Annotated in this window: 15 protein-coding genes; 9 read left to right on the forward strand and 6 right to left on the reverse strand. The window is 71.0% G+C overall.

Going from position 1 to position 16521, the window contains the following annotated elements:
* Positions 1-13 precede the first annotated feature (13 nt).
* Genes ACFYZ4_RS04570 through ACFYZ4_RS04580 form a run of 3 tightly spaced genes read left to right on the forward strand, consistent with a single transcriptional unit; the run spans position 14 to position 4130 of the window.
* The gene (locus tag ACFYZ4_RS04570) at positions 14-841 is read left to right on the forward strand and encodes an FAD binding domain-containing protein (RefSeq protein ID WP_390783030.1); all 828 of its coding nucleotides are present in this window, start codon (positions 14-16) and stop codon (positions 839-841) included.
* Positions 838-3666, forward strand: a complete 2829-nt coding sequence (locus tag ACFYZ4_RS04575; RefSeq protein ID WP_390783031.1) for a molybdopterin-dependent oxidoreductase — start codon at positions 838-840, stop codon at positions 3664-3666. The genes ACFYZ4_RS04570 and ACFYZ4_RS04575 overlap by 4 nt, the downstream gene beginning before the upstream one ends.
* On the forward strand, positions 3663-4130 hold the full coding sequence (locus ACFYZ4_RS04580; protein WP_351302380.1) for a molybdopterin-dependent oxidoreductase: 468 nt from the start codon (positions 3663-3665) through the stop codon (positions 4128-4130). Before ACFYZ4_RS04575 ends, ACFYZ4_RS04580 begins: the two co-directional genes overlap by 4 nt.
* Before the next feature lie 7 nt (positions 4131-4137).
* On the opposite strand, the gene ACFYZ4_RS04585 is transcribed toward ACFYZ4_RS04580, so the two are convergent.
* The 5 genes from ACFYZ4_RS04585 to ACFYZ4_RS04605 all read right to left on the reverse strand — a co-directional run bounded on the left by ACFYZ4_RS04585 (position 4138) and on the right by ACFYZ4_RS04605 (position 7670).
* The gene (locus ACFYZ4_RS04585; protein WP_351302383.1) at positions 4138-4557 is read right to left on the reverse strand and encodes a TOBE domain-containing protein; all 420 of its coding nucleotides are present in this window, start codon (positions 4555-4557) and stop codon (positions 4138-4140) included.
* Between the two features lie 183 nt (positions 4558-4740).
* Complete coding sequence (locus ACFYZ4_RS04590; RefSeq protein WP_390783032.1) at positions 4741-4950, reverse strand: hypothetical protein; 210 nt, start codon at positions 4948-4950, stop codon at positions 4741-4743.
* 47 nt (positions 4951-4997) lie between these two features.
* Positions 4998-6056: a VWA domain-containing protein gene (locus ACFYZ4_RS04595; RefSeq protein WP_384341354.1), complete on the reverse strand. Its 1059-nt coding sequence runs from the start codon at positions 6054-6056 to the stop codon at positions 4998-5000.
* A gap of 91 nt (positions 6057-6147) precedes the next feature.
* Positions 6148-7056 (reverse strand): SDR family oxidoreductase, encoded by a 909-nt coding sequence (locus ACFYZ4_RS04600; protein ID WP_390783033.1) that lies wholly within the window; start codon positions 7054-7056, stop codon positions 6148-6150.
* The gene (locus ACFYZ4_RS04605; RefSeq protein ID WP_390783034.1) at positions 7053-7670 is read right to left on the reverse strand and encodes a TetR/AcrR family transcriptional regulator; all 618 of its coding nucleotides are present in this window, start codon (positions 7668-7670) and stop codon (positions 7053-7055) included. The genes ACFYZ4_RS04600 and ACFYZ4_RS04605 overlap by 4 nt, the downstream gene beginning before the upstream one ends.
* Positions 7671-8201: 531 nt before the next feature.
* Between ACFYZ4_RS04605 and ACFYZ4_RS04610 the strand changes: the two genes are divergently transcribed.
* The gene (locus ACFYZ4_RS04610) at positions 8202-8843 is read left to right on the forward strand and encodes a DUF4142 domain-containing protein (protein ID WP_351302395.1); all 642 of its coding nucleotides are present in this window, start codon (positions 8202-8204) and stop codon (positions 8841-8843) included.
* A 9-nt stretch (positions 8844-8852) separates the two neighbouring features.
* Positions 8853-10232, forward strand: coding sequence for a DUF1996 domain-containing protein (locus tag ACFYZ4_RS04615; RefSeq protein ID WP_351302398.1), 1380 nt, complete (start codon positions 8853-8855; stop codon positions 10230-10232).
* Positions 10233-10511: 279 nt separating this feature from the next.
* On the opposite strand, the gene ACFYZ4_RS04620 is transcribed toward ACFYZ4_RS04615, so the two are convergent.
* Complete coding sequence (locus ACFYZ4_RS04620; RefSeq protein WP_390783035.1) at positions 10512-11843, reverse strand: PucR family transcriptional regulator; 1332 nt, start codon at positions 11841-11843, stop codon at positions 10512-10514.
* Positions 11844-12447: 604 nt separating this feature from the next.
* On the opposite strand from ACFYZ4_RS04620, the gene ACFYZ4_RS04625 reads away from it, so the two are divergent.
* The 4 genes from ACFYZ4_RS04625 (at position 12448) to ACFYZ4_RS04640 (ending at position 16504) form a co-directional block, all read left to right on the forward strand.
* Positions 12448-13260 carry a hypothetical protein gene (locus ACFYZ4_RS04625; RefSeq protein WP_351298916.1) on the forward strand — a complete coding sequence of 271 codons (813 nt, stop codon included), beginning with the start codon at positions 12448-12450 and terminating at the stop codon, positions 13258-13260.
* Positions 13257-14705, forward strand: coding sequence for an NADH-ubiquinone oxidoreductase-F iron-sulfur binding region domain-containing protein (locus ACFYZ4_RS04630; protein ID WP_351298919.1), 1449 nt, complete (start codon positions 13257-13259; stop codon positions 14703-14705). Before ACFYZ4_RS04625 ends, ACFYZ4_RS04630 begins: the two co-directional genes overlap by 4 nt.
* Before the next feature lie 136 nt (positions 14706-14841).
* Positions 14842-15819 carry an SCO0930 family lipoprotein gene (locus tag ACFYZ4_RS04635; protein WP_351298933.1) on the forward strand — a complete coding sequence of 326 codons (978 nt, stop codon included), beginning with the start codon at positions 14842-14844 and terminating at the stop codon, positions 15817-15819.
* A 151-nt stretch (positions 15820-15970) separates the two neighbouring features.
* Positions 15971-16504: a hypothetical protein gene (locus ACFYZ4_RS04640; RefSeq protein WP_390783036.1), complete on the forward strand. Its 534-nt coding sequence runs from the start codon at positions 15971-15973 to the stop codon at positions 16502-16504.
* Positions 16505-16521: the final 17 nt, after the last annotated feature.

Consider the following 16521-nt stretch of genomic DNA (forward strand, 5'->3'; position numbering starts at 1 on the left):
CCGGTGGCGCGAATTGGATCTCAACACAGTGCTCGACGTACGCGATGCGCGCCGCCGTGAACCCTGGCGTCCCGGCGACGCCTGGCTCGGCGGCGGTACGTACCTCTTCTCCGAGCCGCAGCCGCACATCCGCCGCCTCGTCGACCTCTCCCGGATGGGCTGGCCGCCCCTGTCCTGGCAGCCCGACGGCTCCCTCGACATCGCCGCGACCTGCACCATCACCGAGCTGTCGAGGTTCGCCCTGACCCTGCCCACCACCGCCGCCCCGCTCTTCGAGCAGTGCTGCCGCGCCTTCCTCGCCAGCTTCAAGATCTGGAACATGGCCACCGTCGGCGGGAACCTCTGCAACGGCCTGCCGGCCGGCCCGATGATCTCCCTCACCGCGGCCCTCGACGGCACCGTCCTCCTCCAGGGCCAGGACGGCGCCACCCGCCGCCTCCCGGTCTCCGACTTCATCCTCGGCGCCGGGGTCAAGGACCTGAAGGAGGGCGAGCTGCTGCGCTCGGTGCGGCTGCCCGCCCGCGCCCTGGACGCCCGTACGGCCTTCCGGCAGGCCTCGCTCTACGGGCTCGGGCGCTCCGGCGCCCTCGTGATCGGCGCGTCCGACCCCGCCGACGGCTCCCTCACGGTCACGGTCACCGCGGCCACCACCCGGCCCTTCCGCTTCTGGTTCGCGCTGCCGCCCTCGGCCGCCGAGCTGCGCCAGGCCGTCGACGAAGCCGTCCGGTCCGAGGAGTGGTTCGACGACATCCACGGCCTGCCCGCCTGGCGGCGGCACATGGCGCTGCGCCTGGCGGAGGAGATCCGTCGCGAACTCACGCTGGAGGAGGCTTCCCGATGAGCTACGAGATCGAGATCAACAAGCAGCGCTTCGAGGAGGAGCCGCGGGCCGGCCAGTGCCTGCGCACCTACCTGCGCGAGCGCGGCTGGTTCGGCGTGAAGAAGGGCTGCGACCAGGGCGACTGCGGGGCCTGCACCGTCCACGTGGACGGGCAGCCGGTGCACTCCTGTCTCTATCCGGCCGTCCGCGCCGAGGGCCGCTCGGTGACCACCGTCGAGGGCCTGGCCAAGGAGGGCGGCGAGCTGCACCCCGCCCAGCAGCGGTTCCTCGACGCCCAGGGCTTCCAGTGCGGTTTCTGCACCGCGGGCTTCCTGATGACCACCGCCGCCCTCCAGGCCGAGCAGGGCACCGCCCACGACGACGGCAAGCTCGACGACCTCCCGCGCGCCTTCAAGGGCAACATCTGCCGCTGTACCGGCTACCGCGCCATCGAGGACGCCGTACGCGGGGTCAAGCACACCGAGAGCCCCTGCGCGGGCCAGGCCGTGGGCAAGAGCCTCGGCGCCCCCGCCGGGCCACAGGTCGTCACCGGCACCGCCCGCTACACCTTCGACGTCGAGGTGCCCGGGCTGCTGCACATGAAGCTGCTGCGCTCCCCGCACCCGCACGCCCGCATCGTCTCCATCGACACCACCGAGGCCCTCCAGGTCCCGGGCGTGCACGCGGTGTTCACCCACCACGACGCCCCCGACCGGCTGTATTCGTCCGCCCGGCACGAGCACCCCACCGAGGATCCGATGGACACCCGTGTCCTGGACGACGTGGTCCGTTTCGTCGGCCAGCGCGTGGCCGCCGTGGTCGCCGACAGCGAGCAGGCCGCCGAGGCGGGCTGCCGCCGCGTGGTGGTCACGTACGAGGAACTCCCGTACGTGATCGACCCGGAGGAGGCCATGCTCCCGGGAGCCCCCGTCCTCCACCCCAAGGGCCCCGAGTCGGGGATCTTCCGCGCCGAGAACAACGTGTGCGGCGAGGTCCACAACACCCTCGGCGACATGGAACAGGGGTACGCGGAGGCGGACGTCGTCCACGAGGAGACCTTCCAGACCCAGCGCGTGCAGCACGCCAGCCTGGAGACCCACGGCAGCGTCGCGTACTTCGAGCCCAAGGAGGAGGGCGAAGGCGAGCGCATCACCGTCCGCTCCTCCACCCAGGCGCCGTTCCTGACCCGGCGGGCGCTGTGCGCGCTCTACGACCTGAACGAGGACGAGGTCCGCGTCGTCGCGGGCCGCGTGGGCGGCGGGTTCGGCGGCAAGCAGGAGATGCTCACCGAGGACATCGTGGTCCTCGCCGCCCTGAAGCTGCGGCGCCCGGTGAAGCTGGAGTTCACCCGGGCCGAGCAGTTCTACGGGGCCACCACCCGCCACCCCTTCAAGATCACCATCAAGATCGGCGCCAAGGCGGACGGGACCCTCACCGCGCTGCGCATCCGCGTGCTCTCCAACACCGGCGCCTACGGCAACCACGGCCCGGCCGTCATGTTCCACAGCGTCGGCGAGTCCTTCGCCGTCTACAAGGCGCCGAACAAGGAGGTGGAGGCGTACTCCGTCTACACCAACGGCGTGCCGGCCGGCGCCTTCCGCGGCTACGGCCTGGGGCAGGTCCTCTTCGCCCTCGAATCGGTGATGGACGAGCTCGCCGTCAAGCTCGGCATGGACCCGCTCGTGCTGCGCGAGAAGAACGTCATCGGCGCCGGCGACCACATGGTGACCCCGATCGGCCACGAGGAGGACCTCTTCATCGCCTCGTACGGGATGAAGCAGTGCATGGACGTCGTCCGCAAGGCCATCGCCGAGGACCGCAGCCACGAGGACGTGCCGGAGGGCTGGCTCACCGGCACCGGCTCGGCGGTCGCGATGATCGCGACCGGCCCCCCGGGCGGCCACTTCGCCGACGCGCGGGTCAGCCTGCTGCGCGACGGCACGTACGACATCGCGGTGGGCACGGCGGAGTTCGGCAACGGCACCACCACCGTCCACAAGCAGATCACCGCCGGCGCGCTGAACACCACCGTCGACCGGATCACGGTCCGCCAGTCGGACACGGACGTCGTCCGCCACGACACGGGCGCCTTCGGCTCGGCGGGCACGGTGGTGGCGGGCAAGGCCGTGATGCTGGCGGCCAATTCCCTCGCGGAGCGCCTGCAGACCTTCGCGGCCCGGCACACGGGCGTCGCCCGGCACCTGTGCAAGCTGGAGGCCGAGGCCTTCGACTGCGCGGGCCGGACCGTGACCCTCAAGGAGCTGTACGAGGCCGCGTACGACAAGGGCAGGCTCGACGAGATCGCGGCGGACGGCCACTGGGGCGGATCGCCGCGCTCGGTCGCCTTCAACGCGCAGTGGTTCCGGCTGGCGGTGGACCCCGGCACCGGCGAGATGAAGATCCTGCGCAGCGTGCACGCGGCGGATGCCGGCAAGGTCATGAACCCGATGCAGTGCCGCGGCCAGGTGGAGGGCGGCGTGGCCCAGGCCCTGGGCGCGACCCTCTTCGAGACGGTACGGGTGGACGAGCGCGGCGAGGTCACCACGGCGGCGTTCCGCCGCTACCGCCTTCCGCAGTACGCCGATGTCCCGCGCACCGAGGTGCACTTCATGGAGACCTCGGACGCGATCGGCCCGCTGGGCGCGAAGTCCATGTCCGAAAGCCCCTTCAACCCGGTGGCCCCGGCCTTCGCCAACGCCCTGCGGGACGCGACGGGGGTGCGGTTCACGGAGTTGCCGGTGACGCGGGACGTGGTCTGGCAGAGGATGCAAGCCCACGATGGGCAAACCTCACACAGGTGCGAGCCACATCGTGAGATGAGGGTGGCAGATACGTTTCCACGATGACGAAGTCTGGGCATCGGACCCGTATGGCCAAACTCATGCTGCACGGAGACCTGGACCACCCGGCAACCCTGAGCGTCGCGGACCTGCGGGAATGGACCCAGTACCGCATGGAGGTGGTGTTCGACTGCGCCACCAACGGCCCGCAGCACCACGTGTTCGAGGGCGCGCTGCTGCGTGACGTGGTGGCGGGGGCCGGCCCCGCCTTCGACGCGCGGCGGCGCAAGGACCGCTCGCGGTTCCTGCTCGCCGTCAGCGGCGGGGACGGGCACCACACCGTCCTCGCCTGGGCCGAGCTCGACGAGGACTTCGGCGACAGCCCGGTGCTGCTGGCCACCCGCCTCGACGGGGAGGACCTCGACGATGCGGGGGCGCAGCTGGTGGTCCCCTCGGACCGGTGCGGGGCGCGCTACGTCAGTGCCGTCACGCACGTGTGGTTCGGCGCCCTGACGGCGCCCGACCTCTGACCGGGGATCAGGCGGTGGCGAGGGAGATCTCGGTCGACTTGATCAGCGCGACGACCGGCGAGCCGGCGGACAGCCCGAGCGCGTCGACCGCGTCGGCGGTGACGGCCGCGGTCAGGTGGCCGCCGTTCACGTTGACCTTCACGGCGGCCATGGCCGGGCCGGTGGCGACGTCGGAGACCGTGCCGGTGAGCTGGTTGCGGATGGAGATGTTCTCGACCGGGCCGGTGGCGAGGGCCACCTCGGTGGCCTTGACGAGCGCCTTGACGCCGGAGCCCGAGGTGAGGCCGAGGTCCTTGACGGCGTCGGCGGTGATGGCCGCGGTGATCTCCTGTCCCCCGTCCAGCCGGACCTTGACGGTCGCCATGGCCTCGCCGACGGTGACAGCGGTGACGGTGCCTGCGATCTGGTTGCGGATGCTGAGCGTCATGAAGGTTCGACCTCTTACCTGGACGTGTCGTGCGGCCCGGAGGGAACCGCCCGGGACCGACCGTAGGGCCGCTTGAACCCGCTCGCACGGACCCCCTCGCTTCCGCCGGGGGGAACCACTCTCCCGGCTGGCACCTGCCCGTGGGAGCGCCCCCGACTCCGCCCGTCCAAGCCGGCCGGACGACTACATCTCGAACTGTCGGGTGAGGTCCAGCGTGAATATCGGAGAACCGTCGAACGAGTGGGTTCCGTACTGGACGAGAAGGCCATCGGCGTCAGGTGTGTCCGGGACGTCGAAAAGCCTTCGGCCGAACCGGAGATAGGCAAGCCAGACGTCTTCCGTGTCCAGGTCGGCGAGCTCCTGCCACTCGCCTTTCAATTCGCCCTTGAGCATCCATACGGCCTCGTCCGTCGACGGTTTCCGCAAATTCCTTCCTCCTTTCAGAGCATGATGAGCAGACGGGTCTTCGGCTTGAGCTTCCGGTTCACCGAACGGCTCTGCACATAGACCTCCAACTGGGGATTGCGGCCCGCCTTCACCGAGACCGTTCCCCGGATTCCCGTGCCGAAGAGGAGACTGCGGGCCGCGTCGCCCGTGTAGGCGCGGTCCGTGTCCTTCTCGACGACGATGACTTCCTTGTCGGGCTGGACCTGGACCCGGGTGCCCAGCTGGTAGTAGCAGGACCCGCGTTCGTACGTGACGCCCGGGTGCGAGTCGACGAAGGACCGGATCTCGACCTCCGTGTCGACCTTCAGGAGGCGGTACTTGTCGGCCGGGACCGGTTCGAGGTTCGCCCGCACGTCGTCGACCGAGATGTCCTGGCCGACCGCGAAGAGGTTCTTCGTACCGCGCACGCCCTGCTCACGGCCCCGGAGGAAGCTGGTGGCGGCGGCGCGTACGGTGCCGATCGCCTCCTCGACGCCCTCCCGGGAATCCGCGTCCCAGATGGCGATGTTGCCGGCCGGGAAGCCGTAGTTCTGCGCGGTGCGCTTCGCCAGGGAGTTCGGGACCAGGATCGCGGAGGTCCAGTGCCCCGGAAGCGCGCCCATCTTCGCCGCGATCCGGTCGAGCCAGGGGCCGAGGATGGTCATGTCGCCGTCGTGCCGCCGGTCGCCGCCGGAGGCGTTCTCCTCGCCGTCCGTCACCACGATCTGGAGGAAACTGTGCTCGCCGTACTCCTCCCAGATGTGTCCCAGGTCGTCCAGGGACTTCAGGGAGGCTTCGATGAGGGCCGTCGCGCCATTGTTGACCTTGTACAGGCCCCGCATGGACGGAAGGTGCTTCACGTCCATGTCCCAGACCAGATTCTCCACCCTGTGGTCGAAGGAATAGAGGCTGATCCGCGTCTCGTGACCGAGGCTGTCCGATTCGGACTTCAGGCCCGCCACGAACTCGTCGACGACACGTATGAGTTGGCTCTGGTGCTGGTGCATGGAACCCGAACTGTCCACTACCAGCGCGACGTGGTTCACCTTGTGCTGGATTTTGTTCGCGGACATGTCTGTGCTCCTTTTTCGAGGCTCCCCGAGTGATGTCTCCACACTAGGGGGAGGCACTGACAATGGAGCTTGACGGACCATCACCCGGCGGTCAGAGCGGGTCGCCCAGGGGGCCGTACTCCTCTTCCAGGTTGCGGGCCCAGTGGGCGGCGAAGTCCGGTTGTGTGCCGTCGGCGTCGGTGAAGCCGTACTCCTCGTACAGGCCCCACGTGGCGAGGGCGCGTCCGGTCTTGGCCATGATCCCGGGGTCGGCCGCCAGCGCGGCGACCGCCCGGCCGAGGTAGGCGGGGGTCTCGGAGTGGGCGAAGTTCGGGTCCTGGGCGGCGCCGTCGCGCCAGTTGGCCTCGGTGACGCCGAAGTGGTCCAGCAGGGCCTCCGAGCGCAGGAAGCCGGGTGTGATGGCGACGGCCGCGACGCCGTGCGGCTTGAGCTCGGCCGCCTGCGCGACGGCGAGACGGATCACCGCGGACTTCGCCAGGTCGTAGAAGAACGTGCCGCGGTAGCGGGCGGTGTTGCCGTCGGTGACCTCCACGACCAGGCCGCTCTTGCGGGCGACCATGAGGGGGAGGGCGAACCGGCTGGTGATGACGTGGGTCTCCACCGCCTGGCGCAGCAGCCGGAGCCCGGTCTCCAGGTCCTGCTCCCACAGGGGGTGTTCCCAGTCGGTCAGCGGGTCCCCGCCCCATACGGAGTTGACCAGGACGTCGAGCCGCCCGTCCTGCTCCGCGGCGATCCTGTCGACGAGGGCCTTCACCTCGTCGGGACGGCTGTGGTCGGTGCGGGCGGGGATGCCCAGGCCGCCCGCAGCGGTGACCTTCTCGGCGGTCTGCTCGATGGTCTCCGGGCGGTCCAGATCGGAGCGGCCGCCGGCGCCGCTGCGGCCCGTGACGTACACCGTCGCGCCGGCGGCACCGAGCTCGACGGCGATGCCCCGTCCGCCGCCCCGGGTGCCGCCGGCGACGAGGGCCACCTTCCCTGCCAGCGGGCGTGTATCGGTCATCGTGATTCCTCCGGGTCCTGGTTGCGCCCGGACGGGATGTGCGGGAGCAGTACGGTGTCGAGCTCCTGCCGGAGCCGCTGTGCGAGGGTGCCGCTGCGGTCGAGCGCCCAGGTCAGGCCCGCCCCGGCGGTGATCGCCTGCACGGTGCGGGCCAGCGCCGCGACATCCGTTCCGGCGCGCAACTCACCGGTGTCCGCCGCCTCCGCCAGCAGTGCCTCGATCGCCCGGCCCTGGGCCTGGTGCACGGCCAGGGCGTGCTCGTAGAGCTGCGGATCGGCGAGGTCCATGCACAGGAAGGCCAGATGATGGGCGAAGGTCTCCGGCGTGTCCATCCCGGCGACCGATTCCTCCGTGAGCGCCGCCAGGGCTCCGAGCGCCGAGCCGTGCGCCCGACGCACGCGGGCGGCCCGCTCGCCGGCGTCCTTCGCGGACTGGTCGGCGAGGGCCAGGAGCAGGCCGCGCTTGGATCCGAAGCGCTGTACGAGGGTGCCGGGCACCAACCCGACCTCGCGCGCCACGGCGGCCAGCGTGAGCCCGGCCGGCCCGACCCGGCCCATGACCTGGGCCGCGGCGCGGAGGATCACCGCGTCCTCGACCCCTCGGGGACGTCCCACCAGCGCCACTCCCTCATTAATAAATGCTCGTTCATTTATTAAAGCGCGCGATCCTTACGGCCGCAAGCTCCAAACCGTCGGCGGTCACCCGGTGCGGCCCCGGACGGACCTGCTGCGGCCGGGACTCGACCTTGCGCCCCCGGCCCGGCCCCTGGCCTACTACGTGAACGAGGAGGAACTCCCGCAGTCCGGCTCGCCGCGCGCCGCGGCGCGGGCCGCGGGGAGGCCTCCAGCGGCCTGGCCTTCGACCACCTCGTGGACACGTCCCCCCGCTGACGCGGGGCCGCGGCCCGTGCGTGCGCGGGCCGGGGCAAGATAGCAGCCCTTCGCGGGACCACCGGGATGTTTGTCCGATGGTGATGTCCTCCCGCAGTCGCGCAACGCCTGGCACTAGCGTCCCGTGACACCCCCGGGAATGCGGGTGTGCACCGCACGGCACGTGCGGCTCCTCCTGCCCCGCCACTTTCCCGGCCCATGGAGCGAGGAGGCACAGTGCTGTCATTGCGGCGGAGATCCTTCAGCGGCTTGTCAGTGGCCACGAGATACACCATCGGAAGCGGTGTCGTCATCACCGCGCTTGCCCTCACACTGATCGCCCTGCTGATACCCGTGGACCGATTCGGCAGCACCGCCTCGGCCGCCGTCGCGGGTCCGGCTGCGGGCGATGACGACGGCGGCGGAACGATGAGCACGGCGTACGGACCGCTGACGGCCGCGGACCGGGACTTCGTCCGCAAGGTACGGCTCGCCGGGCTGTGGGAACTGCCCGCAGGACGGCAGGCCCAGCAGCGCGGGTCGCGCCCCGCGATCCGCACGGCCGGGGAGCACCTCGTCGACGGCCACACCGAGCTGGACCGGCAGGTCATCCAGGTCGGCCAGGCCCTCGGCGTCGATCTGCCCAACCAGCCCTCCGCGCAGCAGCAGGACTGGCTGGGCCAGCTCACCCGCGCCAAGGGGGACGAGTACGAACGGTTGTTCATCCAGCTGCTGCGCCGAGCGCACGGAAAGGTCTTCGCACTGCTGGCCGGGATTCGGGCGCAGACCCGCAACTCCATGGTGCGAGCCCTCGCCACGTCCGCCAACGCCACGGTCCTGGACCACATCACGGTCCTCGAAGACAGCGGACTGGTCGACTTCGACACGCTCTCCGACAATGTCCGAACGACGAAGTGAAGTGATCGCATGAGTCAAAAGGGCCACAAACGCCCCCGGTTGTCGAACAAGCTCCTGGCCGTGGTGTCCGCCCTCGTGCTGGGCGGTGGCGGGGTCGCCATCGTCGCCGGGAACGCGTCCGCGGGCCAGGAGGGCGACCGCTCGACGAAGCTGGCGGCCACCATCGACTGCCCCGACGTCGGGGAGAAGATCACCGCCGTGCCCGACCAGGCCAAGACCGAGGTGGACGCGGGTCTCGCCAAGCTGGACGACCAGGTGGCCGACGCCTACCGGAAGCTCGCCGCCGGCGAGGCGAAGGGCGACGCCCTCCTCGGTGAGCTCAAGCAACAGCGGGACAAGACCATCTCCGGCATGGCCGACGCGATCGGCAAGGGCGGCCAACCCCCGCAGGAAATAAAGTCGTTGGGCGGCTGCACGATGAAGGAGGCACCCGTCGCGAACGACGCAGAAGCGGGTGGCGGGGGCGAGCTGAGCGCCGCCGCCAAGAACGGCGCCGGCGGGCAGAAGGGCGGTCCCGCGAAGAGCGACTTCGTCAACATCAACAAGGTCAAGCCGAACGTCCGCACCCCCGCCGCCGCGGGGAACGCCTCCAAGGGGTCCTTCAGCTCGCAGTGCGGCCGCAACGAGAACGGCCACTTCAACCCCGACAACGTGATCGTCGCACCCGGTGTCTCCAACGGCGCCCACCACATGCACGACTACGTGGGCAACAAGACCACCGACGCCTTCTCCACCAACGACAGCCTGGCCGCCTCCGGCACCACCTGCGGGAACGGCGACCAGTCGAGCTACTACTGGCCGGTGCTGCGCCTGCGCGACGGCAAGACGGAGCGGGACGCCAAGGCCCCCGGCGGCGGCCAGGACGCCAACGTCGGCACCATCCTCAAGCCGAAGCAGGTGTCGATCACCTTCAAGGGCAGCCCCGCCGGCAAGGTCACCGCGATGCCCCGCTTCCTGCGCATCATCACCGGTGACGCCAAGGCCCTCACCAACGGCAATGCCAACGCCAACGCCTCGTGGAGCTGCACCGGGTTCGAGAACCGCCAGCTGAAGGACAAGTACCCGGTCTGCCCCAAGGGCAGCGACGTGGTGCGCACCTTCACCTTCCAGAGCTGCTGGGACGGCCGGAACGTCGACAGCGCCAACCACCGGACGCACGTGGCCTTCCCGGACAAGAACGGCCGCTGCCAGAAGGGCTTCAAGGCCATTCCGCAGCTGGTGATGCGCCTCACGTACGGGGTGGCACCGGGCGCCCGGATCGCCGTGGACAGCTTCCCCGAGCAGCTGCACAAGCCGGTGACCGACCACGACGACTTCATCAACGTGATGTCGAACGGCCTGATGAACAAGGCCGTGAGCTGCATCAACGACGGCCGCACCTGCCGCTGACCCACCCTGGTCCGTACCGGTCCGGTTCCTTGTGATCCAGACCGGTACGGACCCTTCTGCTCCCGGGGCCGGGCGCTCCTCACCCCCACCACCGCGCCCGCCCCGGGAAGGGTGTTGGCCCGGAGCCGACTCCGGGCCAACACCGCACACAACAGCCCGGCCCGGCCCCGTGACGACGGGGCCGGGCCGGGCTGCTTGCGGTTCAGATGCCGTTCAGAGGCCTTTCGGGGGCTTTCGGGGGCCCTTCGGGGGTTCTTTCGGGGGTTCTTTCGGGGGCTTTCAGAGGCCGTTGACGCGGGCCATGCGCCCGACGACGAGGGGGGTGAAGTCCGCGGTGATGACGCGCGCCGCCCTGCGGCTGACACGCGAGTGCTGGCGTCGCACCTGGGCCATCAGCCGGCGGCTGCGCAGGGCCATTTCCAGTTCGAATCGGGTACGGGGGTCGCGCAGGCCGGTACCGAAGAGCTTCTCCAGCTGGCGCATGCGGTAGCGCACGGTCTGCGGGTGCACGCTCAGGGCTTTGGCGGCCTCGGGGGCGCCGCCGCCCTCCAGCCAGGCGAGCAGGGTCACCTCCAGGCGCTCGCTCTGGCGCGGGGTCAGGTCGGCCAGCGGCCGCAGCCACCGGGCGGCCAGCGCGTGGGCGAGCGGTTCGTCCTGGAGCAGCAGCAGGGTCGAGAGGTGGTCGTCCACGAACACGGCCCGGAGTTCCAGGCCCGGGCGGGCGGGCGTCAGGGCGAACAGCCGCAACGCCCAGCGCAGCGAGGAGGCCGTGTCCCGGAGCGGGACCTCGTGGCCCACGGCCGCGAACCGGCCGCGGAGCAGCTGGTCCAGAGGGGCGCGGGTGTCCGGGTCCAGGCTGGGCACCAGCAGGCACGGCCGGCCCGCGAACGTGCCCGTGAGGGCGTCGGCCAGTACGGCGGCGAGCTGCTGGGCCTCGAGGGGTGAGGCCGGCACGATGGCCCGTACGGCCGGCGGGAGGGGCCAGCCGGCCGCCTCGGCGAGCTCGACGAGAGAGCTCTCGGAAGCGGCCCGGTCGTCGGTGAGCGCCTTGAAGAGGTCCTCACGCGCACGGTCACCCGCGCAGCCGCCCTCGCGGACGCCGTCTCGGGCACCCTCACGGACGCTCTCTCGCACGCCCTCGCGAACGCCCTCACGGGCGACCTCGTAGCGGCCTTCGTGCGTGACCTCGCACTCGTCGTTCCTCTGGAGTGGGATGCGGGCCTTGATCCGGGCCCTGGTCCCGGTCTTGGTCTCGGCCCCGACTCCCACCGTGTCCATGTCCGTGTCAGCGATGTCGTCCTCGCTCTCGTCCGGGTCCTCGTCCGGGTCCTCGTCCGGGTCCTCGTCCCGGTCCTGGTCCTCGTCCTCGTCCGGTGTCTGTTCCCGGGTGTGCTCCTGGTAGCCGAGCGCGGTGAGGAGAGCCTCTTCCACGCACTGCCTGAGCAACTCGTCATCGATGGCATCGTTGTCATCGATAAGTGCGGAAAATTCCGGAATTCCATGCAGAAGCTCCTCCACTATCTCGGCGGCCAGCGCAGGCAGTTCCTTGCGCAGGACGCGGGTCCACTCGCCACGCGGGCGGGACCAGATGCGGTTCAGAAGTTCGCACATCGTTTTCCTCGTTCGTGCCGGGGTGAGGCTTGTCCGGGGAAGAGCGACAAGCCCGCCGAGGTTGCCCCCCTCGCCAACATCGTTGTCTGGCGCGGGAGTTGCGGCCCTCGTACTCCCTCCTGGAGAGGTCCGGCCACTTACGGTCCCGTAATTTTGCTGCGATTTTGCCGTCCGGGACGCGTAGGTGACAGGCGGCGCGGTGGCCAGTCGCAACCTCCGCTGGAGGGGAATCTTCCGGTGTTGTTCGATGCGTCGGAGACGCGGTGCGAGAAATTATCACGTTTCGATAAATCCTGTGGAGCTGGTGTGCAGCTCCACGATGCTGCTGCACTCCGGCCCCAAGTTCCCTCGGCCGGCGCGGAGTTTCACAGCGCTGCCGGGCACAGAGGACACAACGACCCCCGGGTGCCCGAGCGCCAGGTGGAGTGCTCGGAGCCCAGGCGCACAGGAGAACTGGATGCCCCTGCCCCAGCCTCACATGTCCCGCTCACACAGAGCCCGCCGCAGAAGCCGTCACGCGGCAGCGGCCACGGCTCCGGCCGCCGGCCGGAGGGCCGTCCGGCGGCCCTCCCTCCTTCCCACCGCGGGCAGACTGCGCCCCGGCGTGATCAGCGCCGTCGGCGCGGCCGTCGTCTCCCTCGTCGTGGCCGCCCGCGCGGGCGCACTGACCCAACTGTGGGACTTCCTCGACTACGGGGCGGGCGTGCTCTCGCTCGTCTCGCTCACCTCCACCGTCCTGTGGGGGCTGGTGGCCAGCGACCGGCTCCTGCTGGGGTCGGGCCACCGGCTGCTCGCCCAAGGGGTGCACCGCGGCCTCGCGGTGGCGGGGCTGGGATTCCTGGCCCTCCACATCTGGGTCAAGATCGCGGAGCAGCGTACGACGGCGGCCTCGGCGTTGATGCCCTTCACGGACATCGGCCAGCCGGTCCTGATCGGCCTCGGCTCGCTGGCCGGCTACCTCTTCCTCGCCGTGGCGATATCCGGTGCCGTGCGCAGCGCGTTCGCCACCAAGGGCCGCTCCCTGTGGTGGCGGGCCCTGCACTTCGGGGCCTACCCCGCCTGGGGCGCGTCCCTGGTGCACGGGCTGAAGGCGGGCCGGCCCGCCGACGTCTGGGTCACGGTGGCCTACGCGCTGTGCCTGGCCGGCGTCGCCGGAGTGCTCGCGTTCCGGCTCAAGTCCCGCATGGACGACGTGACGTCCCGGCCGGCCGGCCCACAGACCGCGCCACAGCCGTCCGTCCCGCTGGCGGCCGTGCCCCGGCCCAGAAGGGGGACGCGTCCGATCGCCTCCGGCCGGCCGGCTCCGCCGTCCCGGCCCGACGAGCCGCCGCGCGCCGCCGTGTACGCCTCGAGCCGGGACGGCGGCGGCCTCGGCGCGAACGGCGAGCAGGTCACCACCGGGGAACGGTGGCTGTGACCGGCCTGACGAGCCCCAGCCTGGGCTGCGTGGGCGCCCCCAGGCTGCTGGCCGGGCTCGACCAGGCGCCCAGGCTCGACCGCGTCGCCCATCTGACGGCACACGGCTCGCTGCCCCGGTACCGACCGGACGAACTGGTCGACCTCTCCGACAACATCGACCTGCGGGGCCGCGGCGGGGCGGGCTTCCCCTTCGCCCGGAAACTGCGCGCCGTCATGCGGTCCGCCCGGGGAGGGGACGGGCAGACCGCGGTCGTCGTCAACGGAAGCGAGGGTGAACCGAGTTGCCTCAAGGACACCGCACTCCTGCTGCACGCCCCCCATCTGGTGCTCGACGGAGCCCTGCTGGCCGCCGCCGCGATCTCCGCCGAGGACGTCGTGGTGGGGGTCACCCGGACGGACGTGGAACAGTCGGTACGGGCCGCCATCGCGGAACGCGGCCCGGCCGGCCGCCGGGTGCGGGTGGCACTGCTCCCCGAACGGTTCGTCACCGGCGAGGGAACCGCCCACATCAACGGCCTCAACGGGGGTGACACGCTGCCGTCCGGACAGAAGGTGCGGACCAGCGAGCGGGGCCTGGGCGGCATGCCCACCCTGCTGTCCAACACCGAGACCTTCGCCCAACTCGCCGTCGCCGCGCGGCTCGGCGCGCTGGACTACCGTACGACCGGCCTGCCGAGCGAGCCGGGCACCGTCCTGCTGACCGTCGCCGGCACCACCGTCGTCGAGACGCCGACCGGGGCCGCGCTCTCGTACATCCTCGACCTGTGCGGCACCGATCCCGGCCAGGGCGTCCTGGTCGGCGGCTATCACGGCAAATGGCTCGATCCGGGGTCCGCCCGCGCCGCGGAGGTGTCCCGGCAGTCCCTCGACTCGCTCGGCGCGCGGCTGGGCGCGGGGGCGGTCCTGCCGCTGCCCGAGGACACCTGCCCGGCCGGCGAGGTGGCGCGGGTGACCCGCTGGATGGCGAACGAGTCGGCCGGCCAGTGCGGCCCGTGCGTACGGGGGCTGCCCTCACTGGCCGACCAACTGGAGGACGCGATCCGGGGAGGGGGCAGAACCGCCCTCGACATGGTGGAGACGCGGCTCAAGGCGGTCCTGGGCCGCGGCGCGTGCAGCCATCCCGACGGCACCTCACGCTTCGTGGCCTCGGCGCTCAGCACGTTCCCGGACGAGTTCCGGGACCATGCCCTCGGCAGCGGGTGCGGCCGACGGGTGCTGGGGGCGCTGCCGCTGCCCGAGGACGAGAGTCCGGAGCGGCTGGTCGTGGACTGGACCCTGTGCCGGGGGCACGGGCTGTGCGTGGACATCCTGCCCGACGTCGTACGGCTCGACGCGGACGGCTTTCCGGCGCAGGCGTCCATGCCGGTGCCGGGGCGGCTGCGGCCGAAGGCGCTGCGCGCGGTGCGGCGCTGCCCTGCCCTTGCCCTGCGCATCCAGGACTGAACCATTGCGCCGGGTTCAATCTTGGCGCGATCTGACAAATTCCCAGGGAATTCAGCTTCCGCCGCTCGGAGCCCCGTATCAATTACCGGGGGCAAGAAAACGCGGAACCGAACCTGAAGGAGAGATCGTGAAGAGGATGCGTCGTGAGATATTCGCCGGGTCGGCGGTCGCGGTACTGATGCTGACGGCCGCATGCGGCACCGGGGACAATTACTCGGGAAAGGGGACATCAGTCCAGCCGGTGGGCGACAGCAAACAGGTCGGGAATGGTTACGACGACGTCTACGGAAGCGGATCCGGGGCCGACCCGTCGGGCGCCGCCGGCAAGAACGGCCCGGCCGGGCAGCTGAAGGTGCAGGAGATCGGGACGGTCGGTTCGGGCGTCACCGACAGCGAGGGGTTCACCCTCTACCGGTTCGACAAGGACACGCCCAAGCCCCCCAAGTCCAACTGCGAAGGGGACTGCGCCACGGCCTGGCCCGCTGTCGCCGCGGACGACGTCTCGGCAGGTGAGGGGATAGACAAGAGCCTCCTCGGCTCGGTCGCCCGGGCCGACGGAACCCGGCAGCTGACGCTCGCCGGATGGCCGGTGTACCGGTACGCGAAGGACGCCAAGGCGGGCGACTCGCTCGGCGAGGGGGTCGGCGGGACCTGGCACGTGCTGGGACCGGACGGGAAGCCGGCCGCTCCGGCCAAGAGCGGCGGCGCGGACAGCGGCGCCGACAGCGGGACGGGCGGCGCGGCGGAGAAGGCGGCCGAACTCAGCGTCAATCAGAATGCCCAGCTCGGCCCCATCCTCGCGGACGCGGAGGGCCGCACGCTCTACCGGTTCGACAAGGACAGCGCCTGGCCGATGAAAATCGGCTGCGTGGACGGCTGCACGGACACCTGGAAGCCCGCTAAGCCCGTGGACAAGGCAAATGTGAACGGAATTGCCGCCGAATTGGTGGGCAAGGTGAAGCGGCCCGACGGCACCGAGCAATTGACGATCGACTGCTGGCCTGTCTATACGTTCACCGGTGACAAGGAACCCGGGGACATCAGCGGCCACAACAACAAGGGCCTCTGGTTCGCCGTCACCGACAAGGGCAAGAAGGCGAAGGTCACCGGCTAGGACCGGACCGGGACCGCACCGGGACCGGGCCGGCCCCACCCGGCACAGTCCCCGGCACACCCCCTGCCCCGCCCCCCTCCACGCGTGGTGCCCGGGATCCCTCCCCACCCGGGCACCACGACCCCCGTCCCGACCAGTCAGAGAGGTCGCCATGCCCTCGTCCACCGACCGCCGCACCCGACGGACGGGCCCGTCACGCGCTACCCTCGCCGCGCTGTGCGTCACGTCCCTCCTGTGCGGCGGCTGCGGCGCCGGGCAGAGCGCCGCGCACCGCACCTCGACGGCCGCGCAGCAGGCCTCGACCGCCCCGCGCGGCACCTCGATCGAGGAGATCGCCACGGCCATCGGCTGTACCGCCGAAGTGAGCGTGGAGGCCGATGAGTTGCGGCAGGGGGGCTGCGAGACCGGACCGGGCGGCCCCTACCGCATGGTCACCTTCGCCGCCGAGCAGGGGCTGCGCTCCTGGCTGACCGAGGCCCGGATGTACGGCGGCCTCTACCTGGTCGGGGACCGGTGGGTCGTCACCGCCGGGACGGAGGACGCCCTGGCGGTGGTGCGCGACCGGCTCGGCGGCTCCGTGGAGAAGGGCGACACGCACGGCGGCCCCTCCGAGCACGCAGGATCCCCCGAGCACGCCGAGTCCCCCGAGCCCTCCGCACATGCCGAGCACTCCACCCACCCCTGAACCTCCGTGGCGTGTCG

The sequence above is a fragment of the Streptomyces sp. NPDC001513 genome (assembly GCF_042894695.1).
Lineage (GTDB): Bacteria > Actinomycetota > Actinomycetes > Streptomycetales > Streptomycetaceae > Streptomyces.

What these genes read in the sequence shown, in the direction of transcription:
- ACFYZ4_RS04595 (WP_384341354.1), bottom strand. Translation starts at nt 6,056, where the DNA reads ATGTCCGCGAACAAAATCCAGCACAAGGTGAACCACGTCGCGCTGGTA.
- ACFYZ4_RS04640 (WP_390783036.1), top strand. Translation starts at nt 15,971, where the DNA reads ATGCCCTCGTCCACCGACCGCCGCACCCGACGGACGGGCCCGTCACGC.
- ACFYZ4_RS04615 (WP_351302398.1), top strand. Translation starts at nt 8,853, where the DNA reads ATGAGTCAAAAGGGCCACAAACGCCCCCGGTTGTCGAACAAGCTCCTG.
- ACFYZ4_RS04580 (WP_351302380.1), top strand. Translation starts at nt 3,663, where the DNA reads ATGACGAAGTCTGGGCATCGGACCCGTATGGCCAAACTCATGCTGCAC.
- ACFYZ4_RS04620 (WP_390783035.1), bottom strand. Translation starts at nt 11,843, where the DNA reads ATGTGCGAACTTCTGAACCGCATCTGGTCCCGCCCGCGTGGCGAGTGG.
- ACFYZ4_RS04635 (WP_351298933.1), top strand. Translation starts at nt 14,842, where the DNA reads ATGCGTCGTGAGATATTCGCCGGGTCGGCGGTCGCGGTACTGATGCTG.
- ACFYZ4_RS04590 (WP_390783032.1), bottom strand. Translation starts at nt 4,950, where the DNA reads ATGCTCAAGGGCGAATTGAAAGGCGAGTGGCAGGAGCTCGCCGACCTG.
- ACFYZ4_RS04585 (WP_351302383.1), bottom strand. Translation starts at nt 4,557, where the DNA reads ATGACGCTCAGCATCCGCAACCAGATCGCAGGCACCGTCACCGCTGTC.
- ACFYZ4_RS04575 (WP_390783031.1), top strand. Translation starts at nt 838, where the DNA reads ATGAGCTACGAGATCGAGATCAACAAGCAGCGCTTCGAGGAGGAGCCG.
- ACFYZ4_RS04600 (WP_390783033.1), bottom strand. Translation starts at nt 7,056, where the DNA reads ATGACCGATACACGCCCGCTGGCAGGGAAGGTGGCCCTCGTCGCCGGC.